This window comes from Burkholderia sp. BCC0044 (assembly GCF_902832955.1).
Taxonomy (GTDB): Bacteria; Pseudomonadota; Gammaproteobacteria; order Burkholderiales; family Burkholderiaceae; genus Burkholderia.
Window position 1 is genome coordinate 644,170 of sequence record NZ_CADFDO010000003.1, and the last position, 18,795, is coordinate 662,964.

Genomic DNA, 18,795 nt, shown 5'->3' on the forward strand with positions numbered 1-18,795 from the left:
AGCCTGACGAGCATCGCCACGCCGCCCCGGCGTGGCGATGGGCCGGTGCGCGTCGGCCCTCCGCACGCCCCGGCCCGCGCCGCAAGAACGCGATCGGCCGCGACGATGCGCGCCACGGCCGATCGATCCCGGTGTCGTCTCCGTCAAATCACCACGCTCACCCCGCACCCGCATGGCCGGTAATCGTGCGCTGATCCTCGCCGCCCAAAGTTCGTCAGGCAACTGACCGACCCTCACATCGCGCATGCATCGATCTGGATCGATGTTTACGTCGATACATTCGCATTCTTCTTTTCGGATCATCCGCGTACAACTACGTCCTGCGGCGACGCGGCTCATCGCGGCTCATCGCGGCTGACACGCCGCTCCCCGCGTACGGCCTTTCGCCCCACGCAGTCCCTGCTCATACGAACAATCATCAAGCGCCACGCTCGTTGGCGCACACATGCCGCCCACCGCGACATGTTCACGGAGACATCGTCGTCATGCATCCCGAGACCCTCGACCTCGCTCGCGCCGAACCGACCGGCCTCCAGATCGAGCATCATTCGATCGACTACATTCCGGAAAGCGAGCGCCATGCGAAGCTCGCCAGCCAGGGACCGTTCTGGTTTCTCGGCAATTTTCACTTTTTCACGATCTCGATCGGTTTCGTCGGGCCCGGCATGGGCCTGTCGGCCGGCTGGACGACGCTCGCAGGCGCGCTCGGCATCATGTTCGGCACACTATTCATGGCGTTCCACGGCTCGCAGGGGCCCGAAATGGGATTGCCGCAAATGATCCAGTCGCGCGCGCAGTTCGGCTATCGCGGCGTCATCGTCGCGCTGCTCGCAACGTTGTTCGTGTTCGTCGGCTTCAATGTCGTCAACGTGTCGCTGATGGTCGACGGCGTGCACAACGTCTTCGGCGTCGATGGCGGTTTCGTCGCCGTCGCGGCGGTTGCAATCGGCGCATTGCTCGCGATCTACGGGCATGACCTGATGCATCGCACCTTCACGTGGGCGCTGGTCGCGACGCTGCCGCTCTATGCGCTCGTCACGCTCGCGCTCGTGTTTGGCCATGCCGCGCCGGCGAGTGCGCTCGTACCGTCGACGCCGTCCGGCTCCGGCTTCAACTGGGTCGGCTTCGCGACCCAGTTTGCGATTGCCGCGAGCTACAACATCTCGTATGCGCCGTATGTCTCCGACTATTCGCGCTACCTGCCGAAACGGACAAGTCGCGCAAAGCTGATCGCGGTGATCTTCGCCGGCGCATCGCTGTCGGGCACCTGGATGATCGGCTTGGGGGCATGGCTCGCCCAGAAGCTGCACGCGGCCGATGCGCTGGTCGCGATGAACGAGGTCGGCGCATCGCTCGCCCCCGGTCTCGGTCTCGGCAAGCTGATCGCGTTCGTGTCGCTCGTCGGCTTCCTCCCGATCATTGCGCTCAACGCATACAGCGCAATGCTGACGGTACTGACCGGCATCGACTCGATCATGCCGATCAAACCGACGCGCCGCGCGCGGGTCGCGTCGATTGTCGCGATCAGCACGTTCGTGCTCGCCTGCGTGTTCGCGATCCGCGGCAATGGCATCGCGCTGCTTCAGACGTTCCTCACGCTGATGCTCTACTTCCTCGTGCCGTGGACCGCCGTCAACCTCGTCGACTACTTCTTCGTGCGTCGCGGCCATTACGCGATCGCGCATTTCTTCACGCCGCGCGGCTTGTACGGGGCGTGGCAATTGCGCGGGATCCTGTCGTACATGATCGGATTCGCGTCGATGGTGCCGTTCTTCTATGTGTTCGACGCGGAGGCGAACCGGGAGGTATTCGTCGGGCCGTTTGCGCGAATGCTCGGGGGCGTCGATATCGCGTGGCTCGTGGGCCTGATCGTCTCCGGAGGCGTCTACTGGTTGCTGTCGCGCTCGCTCGACCTCGATCACGAACGGCGCGTCATCGCTGAGACGCCCGTCGTCGATGCGCCAGCCGACCGAGTCTGCGCGGCATCGCATCCCGACTCTCTCGCCTGAACGGCTTCCGTCACGCTCGCCATCAACTGTCATCGAGTACCGACAATGAGTATCTTGCGATTGCGCCTGATCCAGTCCGTCCTGACGGACGGCGCGCATGCATCGAACCTTGCCCAGGCCCTTGCGCACATCGCGGCGGCGCGAGGCAAAGCCGATCTGGTCGTCTTCTCCGAGACCTATGTTCCGGGGTTTCCGACACCCGACAACGTCGCGCTACTGGCGGAGCCGCTCGACGGGCCGTCCGTATCGGCCATTCGCGCCGCCGCGCGGGATGCGCGCGTCGCCGTCGTCATCGGGTTCGCCGAACAGGACGATGGGCGCTACTTCAATACGGCGATTCTGGTCGATGAATGCGGCGAGCTCCAGCTGCGCTATCGCAAGTCCCACCTGTACGAATCAGATGTGGGCGTCTTCGAAGCGGGCGGCACGTTCGACGTATGCGAATGGCGCGGCATCAAGGTCGGCCTGTTGATCTGCTTCGATCTGGAATTCCCGGAAACGGCCCGGGCGCTCGCGCGGGCCGGCGCGGAACTGATCGTCATCCCGGACGGCATGATGCAACCTCATGGCCATGTCCATCGGAAAATGATTCCCGTACGCGCGCTCGAAAATCAGGTCTTCGTCGCGATGGCCAATCGGGTCGGGCCAGGCGATCGCTATACGTTCAGCGGAGAAAGCATCGTCGCTTCGCCCGACGGCGATGTCATTGCCGCGGCGCCGACAGACCGAGACGCGGTGCTCGACGTCGGTATCGATCCGGAGGCAGTTTCGCGGAACCGCGCCGCCTTCCGCTATCTCGATCTGGTGCACCCCGGTCTGGGACGCGCATCATCCCGGGACACCACGACCGACGCACCGCCACGCATCGCATAGCGCGCCCGGTTGCCGGGTTCCGCAAAATCGGACCAGGCCGATTGGCCTGCGTTGCGCTCGACGCTACGCTGACGCGCTTCGTCAGTTGGACGACGCGCCCCGCGCCGGTCACCCCGCCCGCGCCGCGACCGCCTTCGCCATCGCCACCGGCTGCGCGAGCGCGGCCGACGCGAGCTGCGTGCGCGCGTCGCGCGCCACGCGATTGAACGCCACGCGCTGCTCGCCCTTCAGCTTCGCCGCTTTGGCTGCATGCACGAGTTCGATCGGATCGACGAGGCGGGCATGCCGGCGAACCTCGAAGTGCAGATGCGGGCCGGTCGCCGTGCCCGTACTGCCGACCGCGCCGACGCGTTGACCGCGCATGACGCGCGCGCCGGTTCGCAGCGTCGGCTCGAACGCCGACAGGTGCGCGTAGTACGACGCGTAGCCGCCGTCATGGCGAATCACCACGTACTTGCCGTAGCCGCGCGGCTCGGTGCCGATGAACGTCACGACGCCGCGCTCCGACGCATGAACGGCGCGGCCTGCCGGCGCCGCGAGATCGACGCCCGAATGCACGTGACGCGCACCGCTCACCGGATGCACGCGCGTGCCGAACCGCGAGCTGATGCGCGTCGCGGCGACCGGCATCGCGAAGCGCGCGCCGGCGAGCGGCATGCCGTCGAGTTCGTAATAGGCGCCCGGCGAGCCGGCCTGCGGGGCGAACCACACGGCCGCGACGCGCTGCCCGCGAAAGCGGACGTCGAGCGCCGTCACGCGCACGCGGCCCGGCCGCGTGGCGTCGTGATCCGGCTCGAATGCCACGCGGAAGGTGTCGCCATGCGCGCCGCGCTGTTTCGGATCGATGCGCCCGCCCACCATGCGGACGATCTGCGCGGCGACGCCGGCCGGCAGATCGGCGCGCGCCAGCGACGCGTGCAGGCTGCCGACGATCGCGCCGGCGCGCGTGCCGCGATCCGGCTGCGCGAGCGTGAACGGCTCGGCGGATGCCAGATCGACCGGACCTTCCACGAACGCCGGCTGCGCACCGGTCGCAGGCAACGCCGATGCCAGCCCGTAATCGAATCGCGACGCATAGCCGCGTTCGACCGCATCGCGCGCGGTATCGCACAGCACGCGATACGCGACGCACGCGCCGAAGCGCGCCACCGGATCGCCGCGCCCGGTGTCGGTCGACACGTTCAACGCGTGCGACACGTACGCGACATCGAGCGGCGCTGACGATGCATGCAGGCTGCCCCACGTCGTGCGTGCGGAATTAAAGAAAGGCACGTCGCCAAGGTCGTTGGTTTCCGCCGTCGCGGGCGCGACCAGCGCGGCGTCGTGAAACGCCTGCGCTGCCGCGCCCTGTGCGCCGGCCACGCAGGCCGCCGCGACGACGCCGCGCAGTAACGCGCGGCCAAGCGGGAAACGGTGAACGCCGCGGGGTACGGGTCGACCTTGCTCGCGTGCGACACGGAAACGCAGGTCTGACCGCATGACGTCGTCACTCGCTATTCAATGAAAAATCGGGAAAGAACCGGGCGTCGCGGAGGAACGATCGTCGCGAGCCGGCAACTCGAAAAGCGAGTGTATCGGCGTGGTCGAAACGGCTAAATAAGACTCGTCTTATTTGTTCGAAAATAATCGTAGTACCCGTACTAAACCAATGCGGCCGGAACGCGATGCATTCGCGCGAACCCCGCGCTGCCGTGTACAGTCGAGGGCTGCCGGCGCGCGACACGCGCCGCGCACAGTGTCTTCAAAACCGGAATCCCGTCATGTTTCTCGATCATCTTCATCCGGAACGCTGGACGTTCCTGTGGAACGCGTTGTCCACCCTTTCCCTCAAGCTGTCCGCCGGCCTGGCGCTGCTCGTCGCCGGCTGGTGGCTGTCGAAACGCATCGGCAACTGGCTGAACCGGCTGCTTTCGAACAAGGAGCGCGTCGACGACACGCTGCGGCCGATCCTCTGCGACGTCGCGGTGTGGGGCATCCGCATCGTCGCGATCGTCGGCGCGCTGTCGCAGCTCGGCATCGAAACCGCGAGCATCGTCGCGGTGCTCGGCGCGGCGGGCCTCGCCATCGGGCTCGCGCTGCAGGGCACGATGCAGAACATCGCGGCCGGCATCATGCTTCTGCTGCTGCGACCGTTCAAGGTCGGCGACTACATCGACGGCGGCACGGGCGTCGCGGGCACCGTCGAAGAGGTCGGGCTCTTCATGACGCGCCTCACGAAGCCGGACGGCATCTGCGAGTACGTGCCGAACAGCGCGCTGTGGGGCAGCGCGATCCGCAACTACACGCGCAACCCGACGCGCCGCCTCGATCTCGAAGTGGAAGTGTCCGTGCACGACGATATCGATCGCGCGCTCGATGCGCTGCGCGCGCTGGCCGCGGCCGATCCCGACGTGCTGCAGGACCCGGCGCCGGACGTGATGGTGATGCGCTTCGACGACAGCACGGCCGTCGCGAACATGCGCGTGTGGACGCATACCGACACGTTCTGGGCGCTGCGCTGGCGCCTCGCGCGCCAGGTACGTAAGACGCTCGCCGATGCGGATTGCGCGCTGCCGATCCGCACGCGGGAGCTGCATATCGTGCACGACGCGGAGCGCCAAGCACCCGATGCGCGTGTGCGCGTTTCGTAAGGCAGCGGCGCGCGCCGGCCGCGGCGTTACATCCTGACGATGTCGAGCAGCGCCTTCCGACCGTTCCTGTACGTGAACACCGAGATCGCGCCGTGCTTCAGGTCGCCCTGCGGCGTGAAGCTCGTTTCGCCGATCACGCCGCGATAGTCGGTGGCCGGCATCGCGGCCAGCACCTTCGCCGGGTCCGTCGAATTCGCGCGCTTCATCGCGTCGACGATGATGTACACCGCGTCGTACGAGAACGGCGCATACACCTGCATCGGCTGATGGTAACGCGCTTCATAGCGCTTCGCGAACGCCGCGCCGCCCGGCATCTTCTCGAGCGCGATGCCGGCCTCGGAACACACGACGTTGTCCGATGCCGGACCCGCGAGCTTCGGCAGGTCGGTCGAGCACACGCCGTCGCCGGCGAGAATTTTCGCGCGCATGCCGAGTTGGCGCGCCTGCTTCGCGAGCGGGCCGCCCGTCGCGTCCATCCCGCCGTACATGATCGCGTCCGGGTTCACGCCCTTGATCCTCGTGAGGATCGCGCGGAAGTCGATCGCCTTGTCGTTGGTCGCGTCGCGCGACACGACCTGCATCCCGGCCGCCTTCGCGGCCTTCTCGAATTCGGTCGCGAGGCCCTGCCCGTACGCGGTCGAATCGTCGACCACGGCGACCGTCCTGATCCCCAGGTTCTTCGCCGCAACCATCGCGAGCGCCGGCCCCTGCTGCGCATCGGTCGCGACGACGCGGTAGGTCGTCTTGAAGCCCTGCTGCGTGTACGTCGGGTTGGTCGCGGCCTGCGAGATCTGCACGACGCCGCCGTCGCGATACACGCGCGACGCCGGAATCGACGTACCCGAATTGTGATGGCCGACGACGCCGACCACCTTGTCGTCGACGAGCCGCTGCGCGACCTGCGTCGCGGTGCGCGGGTCGCCCGCGTCGTCCTGCGCGTCGAGCTGCAGCGTGACCTTCCTTCCGCCGATCACGAGCCCCTTCGCGTTGATTTCCTCGACGGCGAGCCGCGCGCCGTTCTCGCTGTCCTTGCCGAGATGCGCGATCGCGCCGGTCAGCGGCGCGACGTGCCCGATGCGTACGACGTCGTCCGCCTGCGCGGACCATGCGGGCAGTGCACCCATCAGCGCAACTGCGGTGGCGAGTACGGTCTTGTGATGCCGGTTCATGCTTGTCTCCTTCCTTGTCGCGTTTCGTTCGCGTTCAGATTCGTCGTTCGCCGAAGGTCATGCCGTACGCTCACGCCCGCCCTTCGAATCCCAGCAATACGTTCACCGCGTTGATGCCGATCTCGTCGACCATGTAGCCGCCTTCCATCACGAACAGCGTCGGCAGGTTCAGGCGCGCGAGCGTTTCGCCGATCCGCAGGAAGTCGGGCGAGCGCAGCTTGAAATGGCTGATCGGGTCGTGCTCGAACGTGTCGACGCCGAGCGATACGACGAGCAGGTCGGGCGCGTGCTTCGCGATCGCCGCCGCGGCGTGGTCGAGCGCCGCCGAGTAGGTGTCCCACCGCGTGCCCTTCGGCAGCGGCAGGTTCAGGTTGAAGCCTGCGCCGGCGCCCGCGCCGCGCTCGTCCGCGTAGCCGGAGAAGTACGGATACGACACCGCCGGTTCGCCATGCAGCGACGCGAACAGCACGTCCGACCGCTCGTAGAAGATGTCCTGCGTGCCGTTGCCGTGATGGAAATCGACGTCGAGCACCGCGACGCGCGCCGCACCGCGCGCGATGCCGTGCTGCGCGGCGATCGCCGCGTTGTTCAGGTAGCAGTAGCCGCCCATGTATTCGCGGCCCGCGTGGTGGCCGGGCGGGCGGCACAGCGCGAACGCCGCGCGCGCGCCGCCGCCCGCCAGCAGGTCGGCGCCGGTCAGCGCCGAGTTCGCGCTCGCGCTCACCGCGCCCCACGTGCCGGCGTTGATCGGCGCGCCGGCGTCCATCGCGAAGAAGCCGAGCTTGCCGTCGATGAACTCGGGCAGCGCGGCCGACGCGGGCATCGCGCGCACCGGCCACACGAGCGGCAGCGCCTGGCAGGTGCGGCCGGTCGCCGCCCATTCGTCCCATGCGCCGGCGAGGAACGCGACGTAGCGCGCGCTGTGCGCGCCGGCATAGCTCGCACGGTCGAACGCGCGCGGCGCGATCACGTCGCCGAGGCCGGCCGCGCGGACCTGCGCGAGCACCGTTTCGGCGCGAAGGGGGTTTTCGAACGACTCGGTGATCGCGCCGTCCTTCAGTTCGACGCCGCGATGCAGGTAGTGATCGCTGCTGTAGACCGTGAGCATGGTTGACCGTTGCAGGGATGACGAGAGAAAGGGGTTGGCAACAGTCTATTGAGGCCAGCCGGCAATAACTTTGCTTTTCGCTTCCTCGTTTCGTACAATTTTGAGAAATCTGCCTACGGACTACCGGATATGAGCAAAAATCGCGCTTCAGTGGAACTGGACGGCGTCGACCGCGCGATGCTCCGCCTGTTGCAGGAAGACGGCGCGCTGTCGAACGCGACGCTCGGCGAGAAGCTGTCGCTGAGCGTCACGCCGTGCTGGCGCCGCCGCAAGCGGCTCGAGGACGAGCAGGTGATCACCGGCTACCAGGCGAACCTCGACCGGCGCGCGCTCGGGATGAACGTATTCGCGTTCGTGCAGGTGACGTTCAACATGCACTCGGGCCAGGACTCGGATCACTTCGAGGACGTGATGCGGCGTCACGACGAAGTGACGTCGTGCCACAAGATCACCGGCGCGGCCGACTACCTCCTGCAGGTCGTCGCGGCCGATCTCGACGCGTATGCGGAATTCGTCGAGCGCGTGCTGAGGAAGCAGGCCGGCGTGTCGTCGATCCAGTCGAGCCTCGCATTGCGCGAGGTGAAGTTCTCGTCGCGCGTGCCGGTGCCGGACGCGTGATCGTTCATGCTTTCAAGCGCCCGCACACGGGCATTCGCTATCGATCGTCATCCCATGGAGCGCTACCCGATGAAACGTCATCGTTCTTCCGCATCGTTCGCCGCCGCGATCGCCTGCGCGTTCGCATTGAGCGCCTGCGCGGCGCAATCGTCGGCGCCGGCCGACACTGCCGCGCAAGCGGCCCCGCCGCTCGTCGGCGGCGACCGCGATGCGCACGGCTGCATCGGCTCGGCCGGCTACGCGTGGTGCGAGCGGACGCAACAATGCGAGCGTCCATGGGAACTCGCGAAGGCGCAGGGTTTCGCGAATTCGGCGCAGGCTTATCAGCAGTTCTGCCGAAACGGCGGAGCGAAGTGAAGTGATGTGATGCGAGTAAACGGGTCGCGGTGCAACGCCGCGATCCGATGTTGTTCCGGTCCGGTGCACGGCCCGTCCATCGCACGCATTCAACCCTGCTGATCCCCACCGATTTTCCCGCGTCGCGCACCGTCATTCCGGAAACCCGGACGCACAAAAAACCCCACGAAAACAGGGATATTCGTCGTCTGCGACACATTGTCCGAGTTCGGTTATATTACGCGCCCCTTGCCACCCCGCCCCCGCAAAACGCGTCGCGCGCGGCCTCTTTCAACGCAGCCTGAAGCGCCGTCCGCTCAGGCTTGCCGCCAGAGCCCCGGCGCGTGACGCACCGTCGCGACGCAGGCAATAGCCTGCCCGCGTGAAGCCGATCCGAAGGTGTCCTTCCGAACGGCTTCGCGTGCGCAAATGCAACGGCGCGCAGCGCCGATCCGGAATTCCGGATTCGCGATCCGGATCTCCGGACCCGCGTTTCCGCGCCACGGAACCGCGCGCCGGGCGGCATGGCAAACCGATGCATCCAAGTTGAAAAAGGGATCTGTTGTGATCAAAACGTTACGGGTAATACTGTCGGCGCTCGCGCTGTGCGTCGCGACATCGTCCGCGCACGCCGCCGATACGAAGAAAGTCGACGTCCTGCTGGTGGGCGGCGGCATCATGAGCTCGACGCTCGGCGTCTGGCTGCACGAACTCCAGCCCGACTGGTCGATGACGATGGTCGAGCGCCTCGACGGCGTCGCGCTGGAAAGCTCGAACGGCTGGAACAACGCCGGCACCGGCCACTCGGCGCTCGCCGAGCTGAACTACACGCCGGAGAAGGCGGACGGCAAGGTCGACATCTCGAAGGCGATCGAGATCAACGAGTCGTTCCAGATCTCGCGTCAGTTCTGGGCGTGGCAGGTCAAGCAAGGCGTGCTGAAGAACCCGCACGCGTTCATCAATTCGACGCCGCACATGAGCTTCGTCTGGGGCGACGACAACGTCCGCTTCCTGAAGAAGCGCTACGAAGCGCTTCAGGCGAGCCCGCTGTTCCGCGGGATGCAGTATTCGGAAGACTACGACCAGATCAAGCAGTGGGTGCCGCTGATGATGGAAGGTCGCGACCGCAACCAGAAGGTAGCCGCGACGTGGACGCCGATCGGCACCGACGTGAACTTCGGCGAGATCACGCGCCAGTTCGTCGGCTACCTGAAGACGCAACCGAACTTCACGCTGTCGCTGTCGAGCGAAGTACGCGAGATCTCGCGCAACGCCGACGGCACGTGGCACGTGTCGTGGGTCAAGCTGCATTCCGACGAGCCGCCGCAATCGGTCGACGCGAAGTTCGTGTTCATCGGCGCGGGCGGCGGTGCGCTGCACCTGCTGCAGGCGTCGGGCATCCCCGAGGCGAAGGACTACGGCGCGTTCCCGGTCGGCGGCTCGTTCCTCGTGACCGACAACCCCGAGGTCGTGAAGCAGCATCTCGCGAAGGCCTACGGCAAGGCGTCGGTCGGCTCGCCGCCGATGTCGGTGCCGCACCTCGACACGCGGATCATCGACGGCAAGAAGATCATCCTGTTCGGGCCGTTCGCGACGTTCTCGACCAAGTTCCTGAAGAACGGTTCGTACTTCGACCTCGCGAAGAGCACCAACCTGCACAACGTCGCGCCGATGATGCGCGTGGGCGTCGACGAATTCCCGCTGGTGCAGTACCTCGCCGGCCAGCTGATGCTGACCGACGACGACCGCTTCAACGCGCTGAAGGAATACTTCCCGAACGCGAAGAAGGAAGACTGGCGCCTGTGGCAGGCCGGCCAGCGCGTGCAGATCATCAAGCGCGACCCGGTCAAGGGCGGCGTGCTGAAGCTCGGCACCGAGATCGTCGCGTCGCAGGACGGCAGCATCGCGGGCCTGCTCGGCGCATCGCCGGGCGCGTCGACCGCCGCGCCGATCATGCTGAACCTGATGAAGAAGGTGTTCAAGGACAAGGTCGCGACGCCCGAGTGGCAGCAGAAGATCCGCCAGATCGTGCCGAGCTACGGCACCAAGCTGAACGACAGCCCGGCGAAGGTCGTCGAGGAATGGACGTACACGAGCGACGTGCTGCAACTGTCGCCGCCGCCGAAGATCGACCTCGGCGCACCGTCGCAGGCCACCGGCACCGCGCCGGCCCGCCCGGCGAAGGCATCGGCCGACATGGCGCTGTAACGCGCCCGACGCCGCGCAACATCCGCGCGGCGCCTGCGCGCCACTGTTGTGCCGCCCGACACGGCCGCCCTCCGGGGCGGCCGTTTTCATGGTGCGCGCCGGGCGGAGGCACCGGCTTCCGCTAGAATTGCGGCACGCGCGACCCCGTCGCCGCCCGATCCATCATCCGCATCGACCCAACCCGAGCCACCGCCGGTGCGGCCCGCGCCCGAGCCGCGCGAGCGCCGCCCGCCGTGGCCGCGCCCGCCCGGGCGCGCCATCAACCGAATTCAGCTGGAGAAAGACCGTGTTTACCTGCCGAAACCAGAGCTGCGGCACGCAGTGGGAGCAATCCGACGTCGTCATCAAGGACGAAGGCCAGGGGCTGCTGTTCCGCTGCCCGCTGTGCGGCGCCCGCAACTATCTCGAACGCTTCGAGGACGACGAAGGCAACGTCGTCTACGAGCAGATGGAAGGCCGTCCCTACCTCGGAGACCTGTCTTGACCCAACCGACCGCCACGCCGTTCAGCGCGCTGCCGCTGACGCCCGCCACGCTCGCGAACCTCGCGCAGCTCGGCTATGTCGACATGACGCCGATTCAGGCCGCCAGCCTGCCGATCGCGCTGGCCGGCCAGGACCTGATCGCGCAGGCGAAGACGGGCAGCGGCAAGACCGCCGCGTTCTCGCTCGCGCTGCTCGCGCGCCTCGATACGCGCCGTTTCGACGTGCAGGCGATGATCCTGTGCCCGACGCGCGAGCTCGCCGACCAGGTCGCGCAGGAAGTGCGCCGCCTCGCGCGCGCCGAGGAGAACGTGAAGGTGCTGACGCTGTGCGGCGGCACGCCGATGCGCCCGCAGGCGCAGAGCCTCGAGCACGGCGCGCATATCGTCGTCGGCACGCCGGGCCGCATCATGGATCACCTCGACCGCGGCAACCTGAAGCTCGACGCGCTGAACACGCTGGTGCTCGACGAAGCCGACCGGATGCTCGACATGGGCTTCTTCGACGACATCGCGAAGGTCGCGCGGATGTGCCCGACGACGCGCCAGACGCTGCTGTTCTCCGCGACCTACCCGGACGGCATCGCGAAGCTGAGCCAGCAGTTCCTGCGCAATCCGAAGGAAATCAAGCTCGCGGAACGCCACGACGACAGCAAGATCCGCCAGCGCTTCTATGAAGTGACCGAGGACGAGCGGCTGCATGCGGTCGGCCAGTTGCTGAACCACTACCGGCCGGTGAGCACGATCGCGTTCTGCAACACCAAGCAGCAGTGCCGCGACCTGCTCGACGTGCTGCACGCGCAGGGCTTCCACGCACTCGCGCTGCACGGCGAGCTCGACCAGCGCGAGCGCGACCAGGTGCTGATCCAGTTCGCGAACCGCAGTTGCTCGGTGCTGGTGGCAACCGACGTCGCCGCGCGCGGGCTCGACATCGCGCAACTCGAGGCGGTGATCAACGTCGACGTGACGCCCGACCCCGAAGTGCACGTGCACCGCATCGGCCGCACGGGCCGCGCGGATCAGGACGGCTGGGCGCTGAGCCTCGCGAGCATGGACGAGATGGGCCGCGTCGGCGCGATCGAACAGGCGCAGAAGCGCGAGGTCGAATGGCATCCGCTCGCCGAGCTGAAGCCGGCGGACGACACCGTGCTGCTGCCGCCGATGGAAACGCTGCAGATCCTCGGCGGGCGCAAGGACAAGATCCGCCCGGGCGACGTGCTCGGCGCGCTGACCGGCGACGCCGGGTTCGACGGCAAGCAGATCGGCAAGATCAACGTGACCGAGTTCTCGACCTATGTCGCGATCGAGCGCGGCGTCGCGCGCGACGCGCTGCGCAAGCTCAATGCAGGGAAGATCAAGGGCAAGCGGGTCAAGGTCCGGTTGATGGACGACGAGTGATGCACCGATGCCGGCGCGCCGTGCCGCTCATGCGGCGGGCGCGCCGAGCATCGCCAGATACTGCTGTACCACGCCCCATTCCCCGCCGCTCCGGCTGAGCGCGACGAGTTCGGAGCCCGGCACGCTGCCCGCGAGCTTCCGGTAGACGATGTTCGGCGCCGCGATCCGGCTCAGCGGCGCCGGCACCAGCGCCACCCCGAGGCCGGCCCCCGTCAACGCCAGCACCGACAGCGTGCTGCTCACCTTGTGCGCGATGCGCGGCGTCTTGCCGAGCACCCGCCGCAGGATCGCCAGCTGCCCTTCGTCGTCGCCGTCGGCGGCGTAGAAAATGAACGGTTCGTCCGCCAGCACCGCGACACTCACCGAGCGCCGCTTCGCGAGCGCGTGCCGGTCGCTCATCATCACTTCCCACGCCCAGCTACCGACCGTTCGCACGGCCAGCTTCGGATCGAACGCCGTGCCGAAGGCCGGGCAATAGCCGATGTCGAGCCGGCCGGCCAGGATCGCGTCCTGCTGCGCGGCCGGCGCCATCTCGTGCAGGTCGAGCGCCACCTCCGGCCATGCGGCGTGAAACGCGATCAGGTCGTCGGACAGCCGCCCCGTCGCGACCGCATTGCCGACGAAGCCGATCCGCACCACGCCCGTCTCGCCGCGTGCCGCACGCCGCACCACCGTCTTCGCACGCTCGGCCTGCTCGAGCGTGTGCCGTGCTTCAGTGACGAGCAGCCGGCCGGCATCGGTCAACAGCACTTTGCGTGTGCTGCGCTCGAACAGCGTGGCACCCAGTTCCTCCTCCAGCGCGCGAATCTGCGCGCTCAGCGCGGGCTGCACGATGTGCAGCCGCTCCGCCGCGCGGCCGAAATGCCCCTCTTCGGCAACCGCGAGAAAGTAGCGCAAATGGCGAAGGTCCATAGGGTCGATTGATCACTTGAAACGATTAATCTCGAAATTTAATCTATTGGAGTGAAAAATCAACCGCGCGCATCCTTCTGAGCATCCGCTGCGCCGCAGCGAACGTTCAAAGGAAGCCGATCATGTCAGAGCGCAACCGCATCGATGTTCACCAGCATGTCGTTCCGCCGTTCTGGGCCGACGCCCTGCCCGCCCATGGCGGCGATCCGTCCGGCTGGAGCAGCCCCGCGTGGAGCCCGGAAGCCGCGCTCGCGTTCATGGATTCGCTGGAGATCCGGACCGGCGTGCTGTCGCTGACCGCGCCCGGCGTGCAGGGCTGGAGCGGCCAGGCCAAGTGCGACATGGCCCGCCAGGTCAACGAATACGTGGCCAGCCTCGTCGCGAAATGGCCGACCCGCTTCGGCAACTTCGCGACGCTGCCGCTGCCGGACGTCGACGGCACGCTCGCCGAAATCGACCACGCGTTCGACACGCTGAAAGCCGACGGCGTCGTGCTGCTCAGCAACTACGGCGGCACGTATCTCGGCGATGCGGCATTCGACGCCGTGTGGGCCGCGCTCGACCGTCGTCACGCGGTGGTGTTCATTCATCCGGCCAAGCCCGCGCTCGACGTGCTGCCCGGCATACCCGGCCCGCTGCTCGACTACCCGTTCGATACGACGCGCACCGCGCTGCAGCTCGTGCTCACCGGTGTGATCGCACGCTACCCGAACGTGCGCATCATCCTGTCGCATGCCGGCGGCTTCCTGCCGTACACCGCGTACCGCTTCGCCGAACTCGCGCCGGGCGTGCGCAACGACGTGCCGGATCGCGACGGGCTGCTCGACCTGCTGCGCACGTTCTACTTCGATACCGCGCTGTCGTCGCCGTCCGCGTTGCCGAGCCTCGCGGCATTCGCCCGGCCCGAGCGCGTGCTGTACGGCAGCGACTTCCCGTACGCGCCGCCGGCGGTCAGCACGTCGTTCACCCACGCGCAGGATGCGTATGCCCCGCTGGGGCTGGGCGCGGACCGGCACGCCGCGATCAACCGCACGAACGCGCTGCCGCTGTTCCCGCGCGTCGCCGCGCTCGCCCGGTAACGCACGAGGCCATGCAACGTGACGCCCCGCGACGGCGGCGTCACGCACCCTACCGGCTGGGGCCGGCGCGTCAGAACGGAATGACGGCCTTCGCCCACACCGCCTCGCCGGCCGGCCGGTTGCGCACGAAAAACTCCTTCACGACACGTGCTTCCAGACTGATCTTGCCAAACTGGTAACGGAACCCGGGGCCGATCGCGAACGCCTGCCCGCGAAAGCCGTCGCCGCCGACCGCCTGCCCGTTCTGCATGTCGTCGGTCGTCTGCTTGACGAAGTAGCCCGACAGGCCCACCCGCGCCGTCGGCGTGACCGCATAGCTCGCCGAGTAGTCGACGTGGAACAGGTTGCCCGAGTGGTAGTGCGTGTCGTTGTTCGGCGAGTTGAAGCTGTACGTGACCTTCGCTGACACCTCGACCTTGTCGTTCGGCAACCACGACACGCCGAACACCGGCCGCGCGGTGTAGTAGTTCTTGCCGGTGTTCAACGCCGCATGCATGTCGTACTGGCCGGTCGGGAACACGAACTCGATCGCCGCGACCGTGCGCAGCGCGCCCGCCCCCCATGCGATCAACGCCGGGCTGACGATCAGGTCGCCGAGATTGGTGCGGTCGAACGACGCGCCGCCCGCATCCAGCGCCAGATGCTCCATCGGCAGTACCGCATACGCGCCGTAACGCCCGCCGAGCACCGACAGGTTCGACATCCACACGACGCGCGGAATCAGCACGTCGGCATCGAGCTTGAAGCCCGGCACCGAGCTGTTGCCGTGGGAATCGTTGAAGTGCGACGCATGGTAATGGGTGTAGTACAGCAACCCGTAGAGCCCGGCCGGCGGCAATGCGCCGGCGAAGAACGCCTCCGCGCCCTCGCCGATCGTATCGCCGCCCCCCTCCGTCGCCCATGCTCCCGTACTCAGCGCCATGCTCGCGCACGCGGCGAGCGAGACCAGTCCGACTGCAGCCTTTCGTTTCATCGATGTCTCCAATATTCGTTCTACTGAATTGATTTTTTATGTCCGCCCTGATCGCCCTGCCGTTCGCCTACTCGTTGAAGTGCTCGATCACGAGCCGGTTGAAGCGCGCCGCGTGCTCGATCTGCGTCCAGTGCCCGCAGCGGCCGAACACGTGCAGCTGCGCGTTCGGCAGCAGCTCCAGCAGCCTCATCGAGCTGTCGAGCGGAATCACGCGATCCTCGCGGCCATGGACGATCAGCGTGTCGTGCAGCAGCGCGCGCAGCTTCGCGTCGTCGCTCGCGAGCGCATCGACCCAGCGCTGACGCGGCGCGGGGAACATGTTCGCGAATGCCTCCTGGTAGCCGGGCCGCACGCTCGCGTCGTAGCGCAGCTTCGCGAGCTCGTCGTTCACGAGCGTGCGATCGAACGCGAAGATGTCGAGCAGGCCGCGCATGTTCGCGATCGACGGCGTATAGCCCCAGACGGCGTCCAGCCCTTCGGTCAGCGTGAAACGCGTGCCGGCGGCGCCCATCAGCACGAGCTTGCCAACCCGTTCCGGCGCGCGGATTGCGAGTGCCAGCGCCAGTGCGCCGCCGAACGAATTGCCGACCACGTGCGCGCGTTCGACGCCGAGCGCATCGAGCAGGCCGAGCGCGTGGTCGACCCAGTTGTCCATCGAATAGGTGTACCCGCTCGGCCGTTCGGTTTCGCCGAACCCGGCCATGTCGGGCGCGATCACGCGAAACTGCTCGGCGAGCGCGGGCATCGTGAGCCGCCAGTTCGCGTAGGCCGTGACGCCCGGCCCGGAGCCGTGAATCAGCAGCACGGACGGCCCGTCGCCGACGTCGTGATAGTTGGTGTCGAGGCCGCCCGCGACGATCCGGCGGCCGATTTCAGGGTTGCTTGACATGACGCTCCTCCAGTCGATTTCCGTGGCGCACGCCGTGTCAGCGTCCGCGCTTTTTCGCACTCTGCCCGCCGATCCCGAAATGCCCTTTCGGCATCTCGGTGATGATCACGCGCACCGATTCGATCGGTACATCGAGCGAGCGATGGATGGCTTCGGTGACTTCGGCGATCAGGCGTTCCTTCTTGTCGTCGTCGCGGCCTTCGAGGATGTACAGATGCGCTACCGGCACGATGGCCTCCTTGTTTCGTTCAGATGAAGCGCAGGCCGACCGAGCCGATGTCCTGCACGCGCAGCGTCACGTTGTCGCCGGCCGCAACCGCCACCGCCTCCGTGATGCCGCCCGACAGGATCAGGCTGCCGGCGGGAATGGATTCGCCGCGCGCGCCGAGGTGGTTCGCGAGCATCGCGATCGCGGCGGCCGGATGCCCGAGCACCGCCGCGCCGGCGCCGAACGCAACCGGCTGCCCGTTCTTCTCGAGCACGATGCCGAGCGTGCGCAGGTCGACGCCGTCCACCGCCAGCGGGCGGCCGCCTGCGACGAAACGCGCGGCCGACGTGTTGTCGGCCACCACGCTCTTCAGGTCGAACTTGAAATCGCGGTAGCGGCTGTCGATCACCTCGATCCCGGCGACGACAAAGTCGGTCGCGGCGAGCACCGCGCCGACATGGCAGCCCGGCCCCTTCAGCTCGGCCTTCGTCACGAACGCGATCTCCGGCTCCACCTTCGGATGAATCAGCGCGGACGTGTCGCATTCGCCGCCGTCGGGCAGGTCGTAGACGTCGGTCAGGAAGCCGAAGACGGGCGTGTTGACGCCCATCTGCCGCATCTTCGCGTGCGAGGTCAGGCCGGCCTTGTAGCCGACGATGCGCGCGCCGCGTGCGAGTTGCCGGCGGCGGATCGCATCCTGCACCGCGTAGGCGTCGTCCCAGTCCATCTCCGGATGACGATCGGTGATCTTCGGCGTGTCGCGCGCTTCGCGCATGCAGTCGTCGAGATGCGCGGCCAGCGACTCGATCGTGTCAATCGACAGGTTCATGCTGCCTCCCGCTTCGCTTGCGCGGCGCGCGCCTTCGCGAGCGTCAGCGCGGTGTCCTCGATCATGTCCTCCTGCCCGCCGACCATCCCGCGCCGGCCCAGCTCGACGAGAATGTCGCGCGCCGGAATTCCGTACTTCTCGCCGGCCCGCTTCGCGAACAGCAGGAACGACCCGTAGACGCCGGCATAGCCGAGCGTCAGCGCGTCGCGGTCGATACGGATCGGGAAGTCCATCATCGGCACGACGAGATCCTCCGCGACGTCCTGGATCTTCCACACGTCGATGCCGGTCTCGATGCCCATCCGCTCGCACACGGCGACCAACACTTCGAGCGGCGTGTTGCCCGCGCCGGCGCCGAGCCCCGCAGCCGCACCGTCGATCCGGTTCGCGCCGGCCTCGATCGCGGCGATCGAGTTCGCGACACCCATCGCGAGGTTGTGGTGACCGTGAAAGCCCAGCTCGGTGTCGGGCTGCAGCGCGTCGCGCACCGCGCCGAGGCGCGCCTTCACGTCGTCGGGCAGCATGTAGCCGGCCGAGTCGGTGATGTAGATGCAGTTCGCGCCATACGACTCCATCAGCTTCGCCTGCTTCACCAGTCCTTCCGGGCTGTTCATGTGGCTCATCATCAGGAAGCCGACGGTGTCCATGTCGAGCTGACGCGCCATCGCGATGTGCTGCTCGGACACGTCCGCCTCGGTGCAGTGCGTCGCGACGCGGATCGTATGCACGCCGAGCGCATGCGCTTCCTTCAGGTGATCGACGGTGCCGATGCCCGGCAGCAGCAGCGCGGACACCTTCGCGCGCTTGAGCAGCGGGATCACCGCGCCGAGATATTCGGCGTCGGTGTGCGCGGGAAAGCCGTAGTTGACCGACGAGCCGCCGAGGCCGTCGCCGTGCGTGACCTCGATCAGCGGCACGCCGGCCGCGTCGAGCCCGGTCGCGATCGAGCGCATCTGGTCGAGCGTCATCTGGTGACGCTTCGGGTGCATGCCGTCGCGCAACGTCATGTCGTGGACGGTGATGCGTTTGCCTTTGAGATTCATAGCCGTTCCTTTTCGTGCGGTCGTGGAGTTCGC

General features: G+C 67.2%; 18 protein-coding genes. 9 read left to right on the top strand and 9 right to left on the bottom strand.

Going from position 1 to position 18,795, the window contains the following annotated elements; translation table 11 throughout:
- Positions 1-485: 485 nt before the first annotated feature.
- Both HWX14_RS19880 and HWX14_RS19885 read left to right on the top strand, forming a co-directional pair.
- A complete protein-coding gene (locus HWX14_RS19880) occupies positions 486-2,009 on the top strand; it encodes a cytosine permease (protein WP_175884116.1) in 1,524 nt (507 codons plus the stop codon).
- Between the two features lie 45 nt (positions 2,010-2,054).
- Complete coding sequence (locus tag HWX14_RS19885; RefSeq protein WP_175884117.1) at positions 2,055-2,882, top strand: carbon-nitrogen hydrolase family protein; 828 nt, start codon at positions 2,055-2,057, stop codon at positions 2,880-2,882.
- A 108-nt stretch (positions 2,883-2,990) separates the two neighbouring features.
- On the opposite strand, the gene HWX14_RS19890 is transcribed toward HWX14_RS19885, so the two are convergent.
- Positions 2,991-4,361: a M23 family metallopeptidase gene (locus HWX14_RS19890; RefSeq protein ID WP_175884118.1), complete on the bottom strand. Its 1,371-nt coding sequence runs from the start codon at positions 4,359-4,361 to the stop codon at positions 2,991-2,993.
- A gap of 281 nt (positions 4,362-4,642) precedes the next feature.
- On the opposite strand from HWX14_RS19890, the gene HWX14_RS19895 reads away from it, so the two are divergent.
- Entirely contained in the window at positions 4,643-5,512 is an 870-nt protein-coding gene (locus tag HWX14_RS19895; protein ID WP_175884119.1) for a mechanosensitive ion channel family protein, read from the top strand.
- A gap of 26 nt (positions 5,513-5,538) precedes the next feature.
- Here the strand turns inward: HWX14_RS19895 and HWX14_RS19900 are convergent, their stop codons facing one another.
- Both HWX14_RS19900 and HWX14_RS19905 read right to left on the bottom strand, forming a co-directional pair.
- Positions 5,539-6,681 carry a branched-chain amino acid ABC transporter substrate-binding protein gene (locus HWX14_RS19900; protein WP_175884120.1) on the bottom strand — a complete coding sequence of 381 codons (1,143 nt, stop codon included), beginning with the start codon at positions 6,679-6,681 and terminating at the stop codon, positions 5,539-5,541.
- A 70-nt stretch (positions 6,682-6,751) separates the two neighbouring features.
- Entirely contained in the window at positions 6,752-7,789 is a 1,038-nt protein-coding gene (locus HWX14_RS19905) for a histone deacetylase family protein (protein ID WP_175884121.1), read from the bottom strand.
- A gap of 129 nt (positions 7,790-7,918) precedes the next feature.
- Between HWX14_RS19905 and HWX14_RS19910 the strand changes: the two genes are divergently transcribed.
- The 5 genes from HWX14_RS19910 (at position 7,919) to dbpA (ending at position 12,829) form a co-directional block, all read left to right on the top strand.
- A complete protein-coding gene (locus HWX14_RS19910) occupies positions 7,919-8,407 on the top strand; it encodes an Lrp/AsnC family transcriptional regulator (RefSeq protein ID WP_175884122.1) in 489 nt (162 codons plus the stop codon).
- A 69-nt stretch (positions 8,408-8,476) separates the two neighbouring features.
- The gene (locus tag HWX14_RS19915; RefSeq protein ID WP_175884123.1) at positions 8,477-8,764 is read left to right on the top strand and encodes a hypothetical protein; all 288 of its coding nucleotides are present in this window, start codon (positions 8,477-8,479) and stop codon (positions 8,762-8,764) included.
- A gap of 525 nt (positions 8,765-9,289) precedes the next feature.
- Positions 9,290-10,951, top strand: coding sequence for a malate dehydrogenase (quinone) (mqo, locus tag HWX14_RS19920; protein WP_175884124.1), 1,662 nt, complete (start codon positions 9,290-9,292; stop codon positions 10,949-10,951).
- A gap of 286 nt (positions 10,952-11,237) precedes the next feature.
- Entirely contained in the window at positions 11,238-11,435 is a 198-nt protein-coding gene (locus tag HWX14_RS19925; RefSeq protein WP_006483193.1) for a hypothetical protein, read from the top strand.
- On the top strand, positions 11,432-12,829 hold the full coding sequence (gene dbpA / locus HWX14_RS19930; RefSeq protein WP_175884125.1) for an ATP-dependent RNA helicase DbpA: 1,398 nt from the start codon (positions 11,432-11,434) through the stop codon (positions 12,827-12,829). The genes HWX14_RS19925 and dbpA overlap by 4 nt, the downstream gene beginning before the upstream one ends.
- 27 nt (positions 12,830-12,856) lie before the next feature.
- Here the strand turns inward: dbpA and HWX14_RS19935 are convergent, their stop codons facing one another.
- Positions 12,857-13,741 (bottom strand): LysR substrate-binding domain-containing protein, encoded by an 885-nt coding sequence (locus HWX14_RS19935; RefSeq protein ID WP_175884126.1) that lies wholly within the window; start codon positions 13,739-13,741, stop codon positions 12,857-12,859.
- A gap of 122 nt (positions 13,742-13,863) precedes the next feature.
- On the opposite strand from HWX14_RS19935, the gene hndA reads away from it, so the two are divergent.
- On the top strand, positions 13,864-14,820 hold the full coding sequence (gene hndA / locus HWX14_RS19940; protein ID WP_175884127.1) for a 2-hydroxy-1-naphthoic acid nonoxidative decarboxylase: 957 nt from the start codon (positions 13,864-13,866) through the stop codon (positions 14,818-14,820).
- Between the two features lie 70 nt (positions 14,821-14,890).
- On the opposite strand, the gene HWX14_RS19945 is transcribed toward hndA, so the two are convergent.
- From HWX14_RS19945 to dmpG, 5 genes are all read right to left on the bottom strand, one after another.
- A complete protein-coding gene (locus HWX14_RS19945) occupies positions 14,891-15,793 on the bottom strand; it encodes a transporter (protein ID WP_175884128.1) in 903 nt (300 codons plus the stop codon).
- A gap of 67 nt (positions 15,794-15,860) precedes the next feature.
- Positions 15,861-16,682, bottom strand: a complete 822-nt coding sequence (locus HWX14_RS19950; RefSeq protein ID WP_175884129.1) for an alpha/beta fold hydrolase — start codon at positions 16,680-16,682, stop codon at positions 15,861-15,863.
- 37 nt (positions 16,683-16,719) lie between these two features.
- Positions 16,720-16,911 carry a 2-hydroxymuconate tautomerase gene (locus tag HWX14_RS19955; RefSeq protein WP_175884130.1) on the bottom strand — a complete coding sequence of 64 codons (192 nt, stop codon included), beginning with the start codon at positions 16,909-16,911 and terminating at the stop codon, positions 16,720-16,722.
- 19 nt (positions 16,912-16,930) lie between these two features.
- Complete coding sequence (gene dmpH / locus HWX14_RS19960; RefSeq protein ID WP_175884131.1) at positions 16,931-17,719, bottom strand: 2-oxo-3-hexenedioate decarboxylase; 789 nt, start codon at positions 17,717-17,719, stop codon at positions 16,931-16,933.
- Positions 17,716-18,762: a 4-hydroxy-2-oxovalerate aldolase gene (dmpG, locus tag HWX14_RS19965; protein WP_175884132.1), complete on the bottom strand. Its 1,047-nt coding sequence runs from the start codon at positions 18,760-18,762 to the stop codon at positions 17,716-17,718. The genes dmpH and dmpG overlap by 4 nt, the downstream gene beginning before the upstream one ends.
- Between the last annotated feature and the right edge of the window lie 33 nt (positions 18,763-18,795).

Coding starts and splice junctions, on each gene's coding strand:
- HWX14_RS19880 (WP_175884116.1), top strand. CDS start 486: ATGCATCCCGAGACCCTCGACCTCGCTCGCGCCGAACCGACCGGCCTC.
- HWX14_RS19885 (WP_175884117.1), top strand. CDS start 2,055: ATGAGTATCTTGCGATTGCGCCTGATCCAGTCCGTCCTGACGGACGGC.
- HWX14_RS19890 (WP_175884118.1), bottom strand. CDS start 4,361: ATGCGGTCAGACCTGCGTTTCCGTGTCGCACGCGAGCAAGGTCGACCC.
- HWX14_RS19895 (WP_175884119.1), top strand. CDS start 4,643: ATGTTTCTCGATCATCTTCATCCGGAACGCTGGACGTTCCTGTGGAAC.
- HWX14_RS19900 (WP_175884120.1), bottom strand. CDS start 6,681: ATGAACCGGCATCACAAGACCGTACTCGCCACCGCAGTTGCGCTGATG.
- HWX14_RS19905 (WP_175884121.1), bottom strand. CDS start 7,789: ATGCTCACGGTCTACAGCAGCGATCACTACCTGCATCGCGGCGTCGAA.
- HWX14_RS19910 (WP_175884122.1), top strand. CDS start 7,919: ATGAGCAAAAATCGCGCTTCAGTGGAACTGGACGGCGTCGACCGCGCG.
- HWX14_RS19915 (WP_175884123.1), top strand. CDS start 8,477: ATGAAACGTCATCGTTCTTCCGCATCGTTCGCCGCCGCGATCGCCTGC.
- HWX14_RS19935 (WP_175884126.1), bottom strand. CDS start 13,741: ATGGACCTTCGCCATTTGCGCTACTTTCTCGCGGTTGCCGAAGAGGGG.
- hndA (WP_175884127.1), top strand. CDS start 13,864: ATGTCAGAGCGCAACCGCATCGATGTTCACCAGCATGTCGTTCCGCCG.
- HWX14_RS19945 (WP_175884128.1), bottom strand. CDS start 15,793: ATGAAACGAAAGGCTGCAGTCGGACTGGTCTCGCTCGCCGCGTGCGCG.
- HWX14_RS19950 (WP_175884129.1), bottom strand. CDS start 16,682: ATGTCAAGCAACCCTGAAATCGGCCGCCGGATCGTCGCGGGCGGCCTC.
- dmpH (WP_175884131.1), bottom strand. CDS start 17,719: ATGAACCTGTCGATTGACACGATCGAGTCGCTGGCCGCGCATCTCGAC.
- dmpG (WP_175884132.1), bottom strand. CDS start 18,762: ATGAATCTCAAAGGCAAACGCATCACCGTCCACGACATGACGTTGCGC.